The organism is Microbacterium sp. GW823-FHT02G05 (genome assembly GCF_058797175.1).
This window is the reverse complement of sequence record NZ_JBXAJK010000001.1, coordinates 1,454,025-1,467,872: the sequence shown is the minus strand read 5'-3', so window position 1 is coordinate 1,467,872 and position 13,848 is coordinate 1,454,025. Positions and strand designations below refer to the sequence as shown.

Below are 13,848 nucleotides of genomic sequence, written 5' to 3'. Positions count from 1 at the left end.
GCGTTCTCCCATCTCCGATCCTAGGGGTCCCGCTGCGAACCGACAGAGTGTGGCAGCGGACAACATCCGGCGGTCACGCTGGTCACCGGCACTGCAGACGGAAGGTCACGGATTTGGAAACTTGATAGGTGATCGCGGGGCCTGCGGGTTACGCTCATTCCGTCGTCCGCTGGCGCAACGAGGCACCGGCACGACGCACTCAATGTGGAGGATGCGTGAGACAACGGACAACGACCATCGGGCACACCCGAAGATGGTTGCTCACGGCGATCTGCGCACTGATCGCAACAGCGATCATCGTGCTGCAGGCGCCCGCCGCCGCCCTGGCGGCAACCGACGAGCAGGAAGTGACCGACTTCTACTTCGCCGGAACGATCACGTTCGATGACAAGCCAGTCGAAGGCGTCACGATCAGTGTCGAAGGAAACGGCTTCGATGCAGAGACCGAGACCGACCCCGAAGGAAAGTGGCGACTGTACGTTCCGGAACAGGAGAAGTACACGCTCACGATCGACGAGACGACGCTGCCCGAAGGCGTCATCGTGGATGCAGCACAGCTGCCCGACGGCGTCGCGCTCGTGTCCGGCACGACCGGCTCGTTCGAGGCGGAGTTCGGCCTGACCGGAACCAAGATCATCAACCTCTTCCTCGGCGAAGGCGAACGGGTCACGGAATCGTTCGTAGATCAGCTGCTGTCACGCCTGATGAACGGTCTGAACTTCGGCCTCCTGCTCGCGCTGGCATCCATGGGCGCAGCCCTCATCTACGGCACGACGCGTCTGTCGAACTTCGCGCACGCCGAGATGGTGACCTGGGGCGGTCTCGTCGCCCTGGTGTTCACCTCGTTCTGGCAGCTGCCGCTCTGGGCCGGTATCGCCGGGGCCGTCATCGGCGGCGCTCTGCTCGGCTGGGCTCTGGATGCCGGACTCTGGCGGCCGCTGCGCCGCCGCGGACTCGGCATTGTCCAGCTCATGATCGTCAGCATCGGCCTCTCGCTCGCTCTGCGGTATGCCTTCCAGTACGTCATCGGCGGAGGCACGGCACAGCTGCCGGGGGCAAGCCCGACCCCCATCAGATTCGGCCCGATCTCGCTCTCGTACATCGACCTGATCAGCATGGCTGTCAGCCTCGTCGTGATCCTCGCCGTGGCCTACTTCCTGACCCGCACGCGGATCGGAAAGGCAACCCGCGCGATCTCCGATAACCCGCAGCTGGCGGCCGCATCCGGAATCGATGTCGACCGCGTCATCCGCATCGTCTGGATTCTCGCCGGTGTTCTCGCCGCGATCTCCGGCATCCTCTGGGCGTACTTCCGCCCGGGCGTCAAGTGGGACATGGGCATGCAGATGCTGCTACTGATCTTCTGCGCCATCACCCTCGGCGGCCTCGGCACCGCGTTCGGCGCGCTGCTGGGATCGCTCATCGTGGGCATCGCCGTCGAGGTCTCGACGCTGTGGATCCCCTCCGACCTGAAGTACGCCAGCGCCCTGGCTGCCCTGATCATCATCCTGCTGATCCGGCCGCAGGGTCTGCTCGGCCGCCGCGAGAGATTGGGCTGACGCCATGGACTTCGGAAGCATCTTCGGAAACACTGCAAGCTATCTCTTCAGCCCGGTCACGATCGCCTACGCACTCGCAGCAACCGGTCTCGCCGTGCACTTCGGCTACGCAGGTCTGCTGAACTTCGGCATGGCGGCCTTCATGGCCATCGGCGGCTACGGCTACGCGATCTCGGTTCTCTCATTCGGCCTGCCCTGGTGGCTCGGCATGATCATCGGCATGGCGGGCGGCGCGCTGTTCGCGCTGCTGCTCGGCATCCCGACCCTGCGCCTGCGCGCCGACTATCTCGCGATCGCGACGATCGCCGCGGGTGAGATCGTGCGCCTGCTGTTCACGACGCAGCTGTTCGACGAGTGGACCAACTCGGCGGACGGCCTCGCCGGGTACCATGCGGGATTCCGCGGCGCGAACCCCTTCCCTCCGGGAACCTACGGCTTCGGCCCGTGGACCTACAACGAGAACGATCTGTGGAACCGCGTCTTCGGCCTGCTCGTCCTCGCCGTCGCGATCCTGGTGGTCTGGGCACTCATGCGCAGCCCCTGGGGACGCGTCCTCAAGGGCATCCGCGAAGACGAAGACGCCGTGCGCTCGCTCGGCAAGAACGTCTTCGGCTACAAGATGCAGGCGCTCGTCATCGGCGGCGTGATCGGCGCCCTCGGCGGCATCGTCTTCGTCCTGCCATCGGCCGTCGTCCCGGGCAGCTACTCGACGTCTCTCACGTTCTTCCTCTGGACGATCCTGCTGCTTGGCGGCGCTGCGACCGTCTTCGGTCCGACGCTCGGCGCGATCATCTTCTGGCTCGTGTTCGCGTTCCTCGGCAACCTGCTGCCCGATCTTGCCAAGGCGGATCTGCTGCCGATGTCCGACGCGCAGGCGGGAACCATCCGATTCGTGCTCGTGGGCATCGCGCTCATGCTGCTCGTGATCTTCCGCCCGCAGGGCATCCTCGGAGACAAGAGGGAGATGACCTTTGTCAAATGAACTGACCCCGGACGCGGGACCCGCAGCCGTCGGCGTCACGCCCACCGGAAGCATCCGCCGTCCGAAGACGACCGGCCTCGCGAAGGGACCGGCAGCGCCCGGCGTCGCGAAGGTCGACCCCATCCTCGTCGTCGACGCCGTGACCCGGCGATTCGGCGGTCTCACGGCCGTCGATGTCGATCACCTGGAGATTCCCCGCGGCGCGATCACGGCGCTCATCGGCCCCAATGGTGCCGGCAAGACAACCCTGTTCAACCTGCTCTGCGGATTCGACAAGCCGAACACCGGCACCTGGTCCTTCGACGGCAATGACCTCGCCGGCATCCCGTCGTTCAAGGTCGCCCGCATGGGACAGGTGCGCACTTTCCAGCTCACCAAGTCACTCTCGCTGCTGACCGTGCTCGAGAACATGAAGCTCGGCGCACGCGACCAGCGCGGAGAGAAGTTCTGGTCGAGCCTGTTCCCGTTCATCTGGCGGGCGCAGGACACCGAGATCGAGACCAAGGCGCGGGAGCTCCTCGCCCGATTCAAGCTCGACGCGAAGGAGAAGGACTTCGCCGCCTCACTCTCGGGCGGGCAGCGCAAGCTCCTGGAGATGGCGCGGGCGCTCATGAGCGATCCGACGCTGGTGATGCTGGATGAGCCGATGGCCGGCGTCAACCCGGCACTCACACAGTCTCTCCTCGACCACATCCTCGATCTCAAGGAACTCGGCATGACCGTGCTCTTCGTCGAGCACGACATGCACATGGTGCGGCACATCGCCGACTGGGTCGTCGTCATGGCGGAGGGCCGCGTCGTCGCCGAGGGGCCGCCGGAGACCGTCATGGAAGACCACGCGGTGATCGACGCCTATCTGGGCGCGCACCAGGATGTCGACCTCGGGGCTGTCACCGGACGCATCACGGTCGTGGAGCCGGGGGCCGCGGAGCGGATTCGCGAGGTGATCGAGGCCGAGGCGGCCGAAGAGCTGGGTGCGGACGCATCCGCAGAGGAGGAGCGCTCGTGACCGAGGACAACATCGTCGTCGAGCTGACCGACGTGCACGCCGGGTATCTGCCCGGGGTCAACATTCTCAACGGCGCCAACCTGATCGCCCGGCAGGGTGAGCTCATCGGCATCATCGGCCCCAACGGCGCCGGCAAGTCGACTCTGCTGAAGGCGATCTTCGGGATGCTCCAGGTGCGCTCCGGCGAGATCACCCTCAACGGTGAGAGCATCGTCGGGCTCAAGGCCGACAAGCTGGTCAAGCGCGGGGTGGCGTTCGTGCCGCAGACGAACAATGTGTTCCCGTCGCTCACGATCGCAGAGAACCTGCAGATGGGGCTCTACCAGAACCCGAAGATCTACAACGAGCGCCTGGAGTTCGTGACCGGCATCTTCGCGGAGCTCGGCAAACGACTCGGCCAGCGCGCCGGGTCACTCTCAGGCGGTGAGCGTCAGATGGTCGCGATGTCGCGCGCCCTCATGATGGATCCCTCGGTGCTGCTGCTCGACGAGCCGTCCGCGGGGCTCTCGCCGGTCCGCCAAGACGATGCCTTCATCCGCGTCTCCGACATCAACAAGGCCGGAGTGACCACGATCATGGTCGAGCAGAACGCGCGTCGCTGCCTGCAGATCTGCGACCGGGGCTATGTGCTCGACCAGGGCAAGGACGCGTACGAGGGCACGGGGCGTGAGCTGCTGAACGATCCGAAGGTCATCGGGCTCTACCTCGGGACGCTCGGGACCGACGCCGCCTGACACCGCCGTCCCGGGGCCGCCGAGCACCATCGGCATGGCCCCGGGATGCGGTCGTCACACGCCGGGCGGGGAGGGGTTCACGCTGACCCACTCCGCGTGACGGAGACGGAACAGCGCAAGGTCATCTTCGAGGCGGGCGAGCGCATCGGGACGCTCCGCCGAGATGTCGCGGGTCTCTCCCGGATCGACGCCGAGATCGTACAACGCGCGTTCGACCACCACGGGCGGCCCCATCCCCTCGCGAGCGTTCACGATCAGCTTGAGGTCGCCGCGACGCGCCACCCACTGCCCGTCGTACGCCCAGAAGACAGGCTCCTGCTCAGGTGTCGCATCCGTCGGCGTCGTCCACTCCCCCAGGCGCGAGCGTCCGTCAAGGAGATTCTCGGTCGGTGAGGAGACTGGCCCTTCGCCGTCGACCGCGTCGAGGATCGTCGGCAGCACATCCATCATGAGCCCGACGTCGGTGAAGTCCTCACCCTTCGGCAGTACGGCAGGCCAGGACACGATCGTGGGCACGCGGATGCCCCCCTCGAAGAGGGAGCCCTTGCTGCCGCGACGACCTCCCGTGGACCCGCCCGCGTACGATACCTCCTCGCCGTTGAGCCAGTTTCGGCTCTCGGCCGAGGGCCCGTTGTCGGACGAGACCAGCACGAGGGTGTTCTCACGCAGTCCCAGACGGTCGAGCGTCGCCATGATCTGCGCGATCGCATCATCCATCGCCGACACCATCGCCGCCATCGTGCGGCGCTCCTCGGGAAGGTGCGCGTAGCGATCGAGGTACGCCTGCGGAGCATGCATCGGATAGTGCGGCGCATTGAACGGCACGAAGCAGAAGAACGGATGCTCCGCGTTCCGCTCGATGAATTCCGAGACACGGTCGCCGAAGACCGTGGTCAGGTACTCGCCGTTGTGCCACGCCTCCTCATCGCCCTCCCAGAGATCGTGCACAGGATTGTGCGCGCCCCAGTAGTAGATGTGCGAGTAGTAGTCGACACAGCCGGCCCGGAAGCCGAAGAACTCGTCGAAGCCGTAGTTGAGCGGGCTGTACTCGGACGCCGCCCCGAGATGCCACTTGCCGAACATGCCCGTGCGGTACCCGCGATCGCGCAGCTCCGAGGCGATCGTCGCCTGGAGCGGAAGCCCCGGCGTACTCCGGCTGCCGCCGAGGATCGTCTCGATTCCGGCATGGGCCGGATGCCTGCCCGTGAGCAGCGAGGCCCGGGATGGGGAGCAGACCGGCGAGTTCGCATACCACTGCGTCAGACGAAGCCCGGATGCGGCGAGCCCATCCATGGCAGGGGTCTGGATGTCATCGGCGCCAAAGCATCCGACATCACCCCAGCCGAGGTCATCCGCATAGATGATGACGACGTTGGGTCGGGACACGCTCACTCCTTGACGGCGCCTGCGGCGACGCCGGCGACGAGGCGCTTCTGCAGCAGCGAGAACAGGACGATCGTCGGCACCGCAGCGATCACGGACGCGGCCATCACGACACCCCAGTCGGTGCCATACTCGCCGAACAGGCCAGAGAGACCGACCTGCACCGTCTTGAGCGAATCGCTCGTCAGGAATACCTGTGCGAAGAGGAACTCCTCCCACATCGCGATGAACGACGTGACGGCGACCGTCACGATGCCCGGCCAGGTCAGCGGTGCGATGATCCGTGCGATCACGGTCAGCGTGGACGCCCCGTCGACCTTCGCCGCCTCATCGAGCGTGCGTGGGACCGCGTTGAAGAAGCCGGTCATCAGCAGCACGGCCAGCGGCAGCGTCATCGCGACGTACACGATCACGATCCCGACGTAGTTGTTGAGCAGGCCGATCTCGCCGAAGAAGAGATAGACGGGCGTGACCAGCACGACGAACGGCAGCAGCTGCGTGGCCACGAGCGTCAGCATGACCGCCTTCTTCACGCGGAAGGCGTAGCGCGAGAGCGCGAACCCGGCGAGCGACGACACCACGACGGTGATCGCCGTTCCGATGAGCGAGATCACGATGCTGTTGACGAGGTAGTGCTCGAAGCCCGTGGCCTGGAAGAGGCGGTCGTAGGAGGCGAAGCTGAGGTCGGCGAAGAGGGTGTCCCAGCTCAGACCTCCGGCGATCGACTTCGCCGGCCGCAGCGAGCTGTAGAGCATCCACAGCACCGGGAAGACGATCATCAGCAGGATCGCGAACAGCGGCACGATGAACAGCAGGTCGGATGCCCGCCGCTGGTCAGTACCGCGAAGCCTGCGCATGCGTGGGCTCTTCGCGACGATCATGGCGCGGGTGTCGGTCATGAGTCTTCCTTCTTCGTGGTGGCGCGCATGTACAGCACGGCGAAGACCGCCATGATCGCCGTCATGATGAGTCCGATCGCTGCCGCGCCGCCGAGGTCGTTCGCGAAGAACGCCGTCGAGTAGAGCTCCGTGGCGAGAACGGACGTGAAGGTTCCGGGGCCACCGGCGGTCGTGAGCCACACGTAGACGAAGTTGTTGAACGTGCCGATGACGGTCACGAGGATCACGACCGTGAGCACGGGGCGGAGGTTCGGAAGCGTGACGCTGAGGAACGACTGCCACTTGCCGGCACCGTCCAGAGCGGCGGCCTCATACTGCTCCTGCGGGATCGCCTGGAGGCCGGCGAGGAGCACCATGACCGCGAAGGGCAGTTCGCGCCACACGATGATCGTGGCGATCGCCCACCAGACCGTGTCGGTCTGGGCGAGGAACGGAACTCCGCTGTCGAGCACCCCGATCGAGATGAGGAACTGGTTGAGCACCCCCGAGTTGCCGTCGAGGATCCACTTCCAGGCCGCGATGGCGACGACCGGCGGCACCATCCACGGGATGAGAGCCATCGTGCGTGCGACTCCACGCAGCTTCCAGCGCTGCAGCACGGGTGAGTGCAGCGCGACGGCGAACGCGAGGCCGAAGATGAGGCGCGCGATGACCGTGAGAAGAGTGAGCCAGAAGATCGTGTTGAAGGCGGCCGCACCGAACTGCGGGTCGCTCAGGATGTTCTGGAAGTTCTTGAACCCCACCCATTCGCCGTCGCCCGGCGCCTGGTAGGGCGAGAGCTTCTGGAACGCCAGAATGACGTTGTAGATGGAGGGGAAGAGGAACAGCAGCGCGACGATGACGAGCGCCGGAGCACTCAGAAGGTACGGTTGCAGACGCTCGCCCCGGCGCTTCGTCATCGCAGGCATTAGTTGTCCAGACCTCGGTTGATGGTGTCGATGATGGTCTTCGCGGCGGTCTCGCTGTCGGACTGACCCGAGTACACGGCCGAGAACTGCTGGTTGATGAGCTCCTTCAGGGACGACGTCGTGACAGGAGCACCGTTGTACTTCGAGAAGGGAACCGCGAAGGGCAGCTGCTCGATGTATCCGCTCTCACTCGGGTCGACCTCGAGTTCGCCGAGCGTCTTGGCGGACGCCGGGTACTGCGAGTACGTCTCGAAGACCTCGGCACTCAGCAGGTACTTGATGAAGGCCCAGGCCTCTTCCGGGTGCTCGGAGTTCGCGTTGATGCCGAGCGCGCGTCCGCCGAGGTGCGTGGAGCCCTGCTCGAGCCCGCCGGGCATGGGTGCCGTGAGCAGTTCCGCGTCGACCTGGTCGCGGATCGACTGGAAGGCGACCGGCGGCATGTACGCCATGGCGCAGCTGCCCGTGTCGAGGCCGGTCGCGATCGCCGGGTCGGCGTACTCACTGAGCGAGATCATCGAGGCGGGCGTGGTGCCGCTCGTGAAGAACTCGTTGAAGTAGTCGATCGTGTCGACCAGGTCGTCCTGCGTGACGCCGACCTGCCATGTGTCGCCCTTCTGCTCCAGAAGGTAGGAGTCGTGGTTCCACAGGTAGTAGTTGATCGCGAACCACTGTGCGCTCGTCTCGGGCGCACCGGCCGGGAAGCAGAAGCCGTTGACGGCGCCGTCGCTCTTCTCGGTGATGGTCTTGGCCGCCTTCTGGAAGTCCGCCCAGTTCTGCGGCACCTCCTTGATCCCGGCGTCGGCGAGGACGTCGGGACGGTAGACGAGCGCCATCGTGTCGGCCGTCCACGGCACGCCCCAGGTGGTGCCGTCGAGCACGGTCATCTCGGTGGCCAGCAACTCGTCAGCGCCGTCGAGCGGGTCTTCCGCCATGACGTCGTCGAGCGGCTGCAGCACCTTGGGCTGGGCGAGGAAGGCGACGTCGGCCATCGCCATGTGGATGATGTCGGGGCCGGAGCCGGAGTTCGCCTCGCGTGCGAACTGCTGCGGGTTGTTGGGGGTGATCGTCTCCAGTTCGACCTGGATCTTCGGGTTCTCCGCGTTCCACGCGGCGACTGCGTCCGTCAGCCCTGCGACCTGGTCGGCGGGATCGAACTGCCGAAATGTCAGGTGGACGACGCCGTCCTCTGCCTGCGGTGTCGCGCTGCATCCTGCCAGCAGCACGACTGCCATCGCGCCGGCTGCCACAGCCGGAACGAACCTCGTTGCCTTCATTCTCGCTACCTCTCCATTGATGCGAACAGCAATCAGTCAAGACGATGATTTTCGCTTTGTCAAAATGACGTGTCATTTGCTCAGAGAGTGCTCGAGACCTCCGTCGGGCAGAAGTTTCGCGCATCCCTCAGCAGAACCATACTAAATGACATAACATATGAACATGGACAACAGCACTCCGATACGCGCCCTCGTCTGGGGCGAGAACCGCCATGAGCAAGAGAACCCTCACGTGCGGGCGCTCTATCCCGACGGCATGCATGAGACGATCGCCGGCGGTCTGCGCACGCTGCTCGGTGCCGACATCACCGTGACCACCGCCACCCTGGACGATCCCGAGCACGGACTCACTGAAGAGGCGCTTGCGGGCACCGACGTTCTCTACTACTGGGGCCATAAAGCCCACGCCGAGGTGAGCGACGAGGTCGTCGAGCGCATCGCCCGCCACGTCAACGAGGGCATGGGCATCGTCGTGCTGCACTCGGGTCACCACTCGAAGATCTTCAAGCGTCTGATGGGCACGACCTGCAGCCTGCGCTGGCGCAACCAGGGCGAACGCGAACTGGTCTGGAACGTGAGCCCCCGCCACCCCCTCGCCGAGGGCGTTCCGCATCCGATCATCATTCCCGAGGACGAGATGTACGGCGAGTACTTCGACATCCCCGAGCCCGACGAGCTGGTCTTCATCAGCAGCTTCGCCGGCGGCGAGGTCTTCCGCAGCGGCGTCACATACCGTCGTGGGTTCGGGCGCGTCTTCTACTTCAGCCCGGGCGACCAGGACTACCCTGTCTACCACCACCCCGACGTCCAGCGCGTGCTCGCCAACGCCGCCGGCTGGGCGCGTCCCGATCGCCCCCGCGAGTCGTATGTCGCAACGCGCATGTACCGGCCCGGCGACTTCTACCGCGGCTGGCAGTGGACGCCAGACGGCCCCGTGCACCCGGTCACGCGCGAGCCTGCCCCGCCTCTCGAGAACGAAGACGGGCAGTGAGCGCGAGTATGACGAACATCGCTGCTGACCGCCTTCCGGTCGTCGTCGTCGGCGCGGGCCCCATGGGCCGCTCGTGGGTGCGGATGCTTGCGACATCGCCGCATGCACGCCTGGTCGGCGTCGTCGACCTCGACATCGCCCTCGCCGAACGCGCAACGCAAGAAGACCCGAACGCGGATGCGATCTTCGGCACGGATCTGCTCGGCGTCGTCGAGAAGTCGGGTGCTGCCGCAGTCATCAACGTGACCGTGCCGCGCGCACACCGCGTTGTGAACGAGACGGCTCTACGCGCAGGCCTTCCCGTGCTGTGCGAGAAGCCGCTCGCAGAGACACTTCCCGCAGCGATTCAGCAGGTTGCGCTGGCTGATGTCACGGGCGGCCTGCTCATGGTGAGCCAGTCCCGCCGCTACTACAACCACCTCAGCGCCCTGCGCGGTGCGGTCCGCGAGCTCGGTGCCCTCGGCACCATCACGACGGACTTCTTCCACGAAGACCACGAGCCCGGCTTCCGCGAAGAGATGCTGCACCCGCTGCTGGTCGACATGTCGATTCACCACTTCGACCAGATGCGCTACATCACCGGGCTTGAGCCGGTGTCGGTCGACTGCAGCGCGTGGAACCCGTCGTGGAGCTGGTTCAAGGGCTTCGCCTCGGCAAGCGCGATCTTCGAGCTCACGGGCGGGGCGCGGTATGTCTATGCCGGCAGCCGCGCAACTCCGGGTCTGCAGACCTCATGGAACGGCACCTGGAACGTCTACGGCGAGAAGGGCTCAGCGTTCTGGGACGGCGACCACGAGGTCAGCGTCGTGGCTGAGGTGCCTGTCGAGCTCGGCGAAGGCTATGAGTCGATCTCGGGCTCGCTGGCGTCGTTCGTCGAGAGCGTGCGCACAGGTGTCACTCCCGAGAACGAGGTCCGCGACAACATCCCGAGCCTCGCCATGGTCGAAGCGGCCGCTCTGAGCGCCGAGCGCGGCACGCGTGTGGTCATCTCTGAGCTTCTCGCTGAGTCGTTCGAAGAGGCTCTGCGCACAGAGAAGAGCGAGGATGTGCGCGAGCGACTCGCTGCGTGGTCTTCTGTTGACGCAGGCCTGTCGTCTGGCCACTGGGGTACACGCTCGTAGCGCCCCGCATCTGATGACGAAGAAGGCGCCTCTCCCTTACGGGTGAGGCGCCTTCTTCGTCGTGTTCTCAGTTCGCTTCTGGTCCGAGCAGCGGACGCTGCTGCAGGCGCTGCTTCTCGTACGCGGCGCGCGCCTGCTGCGTCGAAGCGAGTGTCGATTCCGCAGGGATCGGCACATCCCACCACCCCTCACCATCAGGCGAGTAGAGCAGCGGGTCACTCTCGATGTGGATGAAGGTCGAGCGATCGGATGCCTTGGCTGCGGCCATTGCCGCCTCGAGATCGCGAAGCGCGGAGGCACCCTGCGCGATCTCGATGACGTCCATGCCGTAGCTGCGCGCGTTCATCGCGAGGTCGACGGGCAGAGTGTCGCCGACTTCGAAGTTGCGCGCGGTCTCATCGTAGGCGCGATACTTCGTGCCGAAACGCTCAGACCCCACAGTCTCAGAGAGGTGCCCGATCGATGCGTAGCCGTGGTTCTGCACGAGCACGACGATGATCTTCAGGTTCTCGGCGACGGCGGTCGCGAGCTCGGAGCTCAGCATCAGGTACGAGCCGTCACCCACCATGACGATGACGTCACGGTCAGAGCCATCTGCGAGAGCACCGCGCTTGACTCCCAGACCGCCGGCGATCTCGTAGCCCATGCACGAGAACGCGTACTCGACGTGGTATCCGAGCGGATCGCGCACGCGCCAGAGCTTGTGCAGGTCGCCGGGCAGCGATCCCGCGGCCTGCACGATGACGTCCTGCGGGGAGCTTGCCGCGTGCACGGCGCCGATGATCTGAGTTTGACTCAGCAGCTCTTGCTCTGCGGGCATGTCAGCGCCGGCTGGCAAGAAGACCGTGTCCACGACGTCATCCCAGGCCTTCTTCTCCGCCTCGATGCGACGCGCGTACTCCGGCGCGACCACGAGACCGGCAAGGTCTCGCTGCAGCTCGATCAGCGCTTCGCGGGCATCGGCGACGAGGGGCAGCTCGGTGCCGTGCTTGTAAGCATCGAAAGATGCGACGTTGAGGTTGACGAACCGCGCACCCGGATCCTGGAACGCCGTGCGCGAGGCGGTCGTGAAGTCGCTGTAGCGGGTGCCGATGCCGATCACGAGGTCGGCCTCCGCCGCGACGCGGTTCGCCGCCGCGGTACCCGTCGCACCGACCGCACCGAGGTACTGCGGGTGATCCCACGCGAGCGAGCCGCCACCGGCCTGCGTCGTGCCGACGGGGATTCCGGTCGCTTCGACGAAGGCGCGCAGCTGTTCTTCAGCGCTGGAGTAGAGCACCCCACCACCAGCGACGATGAAGGGTCGCTTCGCCTGGCGAATTGCGGCAGCGGCGCGCACCAGTTCGTCGCGATCAGCACGCGGACGCCGGATGTGCCACTCACGCTCTGCGAGGAACGCCAGGGGCACATCGATCGTCTCCGCCTGCACATCTTCAGGAAGTGAGATCGTGACGGCGCCGGTGTCGGCGGGGTCGGTGAGCACGCGCATCGCCGCGAGAGCAATCGAGTACAGCTGCTCTGGGCGCTGTACCCGGTCGAAGAATCTCGACAGTGGGCGGAACGCATCGTTGACGGTGAGGCCGATGTCCCACGGCTGCTCCAACTGCTGCAGCACAGGATCTGCCACGCGCGTTGCGAAGGTGTCGCTCGGCAGCAGCAGCGCAGGCAGACGGTTGGTGGTTGCCAGGGCAGCCCCCGTAAGCATGTTCGTGGCGCCGGGGCCGACGGATGCTGCCGAGGCGAACGTCGCACGACGCCGATGCATCCGCGCATAGCCCACCGACTGGTGCACCATGGCCTGCTCATTGCGGGCCTGATAGTAGGGCATGAGGGTGGGCTGGTCGACGTTGAACTGTTTGAGCGCCTGACCGATACCTGCCACGTTTCCGTGTCCGAAGATGCCGAACACTCCGGGGATCGTGCGCTCTCGGATGTCGCCGTCGACGGTCCACTGGTTGGCGAGGAACTCGATCAGGGCCTGGCTGACCGTCATCCGCTTCGTCTTCGTCATTGCACGCCGCCTTCCTCGCGCGAACCGACCCCGTAGGGCAGACGCGGATCGATGTCTTCTGCTGCCCAGGTCTGGCGTACCCAGGCGTGGTGGGGATCGTCGCTGATGAGCCAGGCGCGTTCAGCACCGGGTCCCGCCATGACGTTGAGGTAGTAGAGGTCGTATCCGGGAGCGGCGACCGCCGGCCCGTGGTAGCCGAACGGCACGAGCGCGACATCGCCGGACTGGACCATCGCGTTGATGTCGATCGCGCCCGCCGGCGACGAGTACGTGCTGAACATCCCGAAGGGCGCAGCATCCGCCTCGCTGGGGGCACCGCGCGCGGGAGCTGCTTCGAAGTAGTAGATCTCCTCCAGCGCACTCTCGTGGCCGTCGACCTGCTCATCGTGCTTGTGCGGAGGGTACGACGACCAGTTGCCCGCGGGGGTGATGACCTCGCACACGATGAGGCGCGCGGCGTCCAACGCGTCGGGGGTGCCGAAGTTGTGCACCTGTCGACTGGATGCGCCCGCACCGCGCAGCTCGACAGGTGTGCCGCTGGCAGGGATGTATCGGCTGGCGCGACGCTCCGACGTCGGCGATGCGGCGACGGCGACGCGCCCGCGTCCGCTGATCGTCGCGGCCGTGCCGGAGGCCAGGTAGAGCACATCCGTCGGCCCATCGAAGACCGAGCCGCGGCCACGGAGCTCGGTGCTCGTGGATGCACCGTCGAGGCTGTGCTCGACGCGGAACGACCCGGCAAGCGGAACGACGATGCGTTCCACATCACCCGCCTCCAACGTCAGCTCATCACCGTCGTCCAGCGCGGCGACACGGAGTCCGGTGTGCGTCCACCCGGGGGTCGCGTCGTCGACGATCGTCTCCCACCCCTCTCGGGCGAGGTCTCCGCGTCGGTGGAACCAGCGTTCGTGCATCGTCTCCATGCTCCGTCCTTGTGCACGCGTGCGTCAAAAGGGGCGCGCCGGCTTTCGCCGACG

12 protein-coding genes are annotated in these 13,848 nt (G+C 65.9%); 6 read left to right on the top strand and 6 right to left on the bottom strand.

Features of this window, described 5'->3' with window-relative positions; genetic code table 11:
- The first annotated feature begins 257 nt into the window (after positions 1–257).
- Genes AC1REM_RS07000 through AC1REM_RS06985 form a run of 4 tightly spaced genes read left to right on the top strand, consistent with a single transcriptional unit; the run spans position 258 to position 4,284 of the window.
- Positions 258–1,559, top strand: coding sequence for a branched-chain amino acid ABC transporter permease (locus AC1REM_RS07000; RefSeq protein WP_492514476.1), 1,302 nt, complete (start codon positions 258–260; stop codon positions 1,557–1,559).
- A 4-nt stretch (positions 1,560–1,563) separates the two neighbouring features.
- The gene (locus tag AC1REM_RS06995; RefSeq protein ID WP_204939234.1) at positions 1,564–2,541 is read left to right on the top strand and encodes a branched-chain amino acid ABC transporter permease; all 978 of its coding nucleotides are present in this window, start codon (positions 1,564–1,566) and stop codon (positions 2,539–2,541) included.
- 52 nt (positions 2,542–2,593) lie between these two features.
- Positions 2,594–3,550 (top strand): ABC transporter ATP-binding protein, encoded by a 957-nt coding sequence (locus AC1REM_RS06990; protein ID WP_492514475.1) that lies wholly within the window; start codon positions 2,594–2,596, stop codon positions 3,548–3,550.
- Positions 3,547–4,284, top strand: coding sequence for an ABC transporter ATP-binding protein (locus AC1REM_RS06985; protein WP_492513974.1), 738 nt, complete (start codon positions 3,547–3,549; stop codon positions 4,282–4,284). The genes AC1REM_RS06990 and AC1REM_RS06985 overlap by 4 nt, the downstream gene beginning before the upstream one ends.
- Before the next feature lie 54 nt (positions 4,285–4,338).
- Here the strand turns inward: AC1REM_RS06985 and AC1REM_RS06980 are convergent, their stop codons facing one another.
- The 4 genes from AC1REM_RS06980 to AC1REM_RS06965 are packed head-to-tail and all read right to left on the bottom strand — an operon-like array spanning position 4,339 to position 8,748.
- Positions 4,339–5,670, bottom strand: a complete 1,332-nt coding sequence (locus AC1REM_RS06980) for a sulfatase family protein (RefSeq protein WP_492513973.1) — start codon at positions 5,668–5,670, stop codon at positions 4,339–4,341.
- Positions 5,671–5,672: 2 nt separating this feature from the next.
- Positions 5,673–6,566 carry a carbohydrate ABC transporter permease gene (locus tag AC1REM_RS06975; RefSeq protein ID WP_492513972.1) on the bottom strand — a complete coding sequence of 298 codons (894 nt, stop codon included), beginning with the start codon at positions 6,564–6,566 and terminating at the stop codon, positions 5,673–5,675.
- On the bottom strand, positions 6,563–7,465 hold the full coding sequence (locus tag AC1REM_RS06970; RefSeq protein ID WP_492513971.1) for a carbohydrate ABC transporter permease: 903 nt from the start codon (positions 7,463–7,465) through the stop codon (positions 6,563–6,565). Before AC1REM_RS06970 ends, AC1REM_RS06975 begins: the two co-directional genes overlap by 4 nt.
- Before the next feature lie 8 nt (positions 7,466–7,473).
- Positions 7,474–8,748, bottom strand: coding sequence for an ABC transporter substrate-binding protein (locus AC1REM_RS06965; RefSeq protein ID WP_492513970.1), 1,275 nt, complete (start codon positions 8,746–8,748; stop codon positions 7,474–7,476).
- Between the two features lie 163 nt (positions 8,749–8,911).
- Between AC1REM_RS06965 and AC1REM_RS06960 the strand changes: the two genes are divergently transcribed.
- Together AC1REM_RS06960 and AC1REM_RS06955 are read left to right on the top strand one after the other, a co-directional pair.
- Complete coding sequence (locus tag AC1REM_RS06960; protein WP_492513969.1) at positions 8,912–9,739, top strand: ThuA domain-containing protein; 828 nt, start codon at positions 8,912–8,914, stop codon at positions 9,737–9,739.
- Positions 9,740–9,747: 8 nt separating this feature from the next.
- Positions 9,748–10,860 (top strand): Gfo/Idh/MocA family protein, encoded by a 1,113-nt coding sequence (locus AC1REM_RS06955; protein WP_492513968.1) that lies wholly within the window; start codon positions 9,748–9,750, stop codon positions 10,858–10,860.
- Between the two features lie 67 nt (positions 10,861–10,927).
- Here the strand turns inward: AC1REM_RS06955 and iolD are convergent, their stop codons facing one another.
- A complete protein-coding gene (gene iolD, locus AC1REM_RS06950; protein ID WP_492513967.1) occupies positions 10,928–12,871 on the bottom strand; it encodes a 3D-(3,5/4)-trihydroxycyclohexane-1,2-dione acylhydrolase (decyclizing) in 1,944 nt (647 codons plus the stop codon).
- Positions 12,868–13,794, bottom strand: a complete 927-nt coding sequence (gene iolB / locus AC1REM_RS06945) for a 5-deoxy-glucuronate isomerase (RefSeq protein ID WP_492513966.1) — start codon at positions 13,792–13,794, stop codon at positions 12,868–12,870. The genes iolD and iolB overlap by 4 nt, the downstream gene beginning before the upstream one ends.
- Positions 13,795–13,848: the final 54 nt, after the last annotated feature.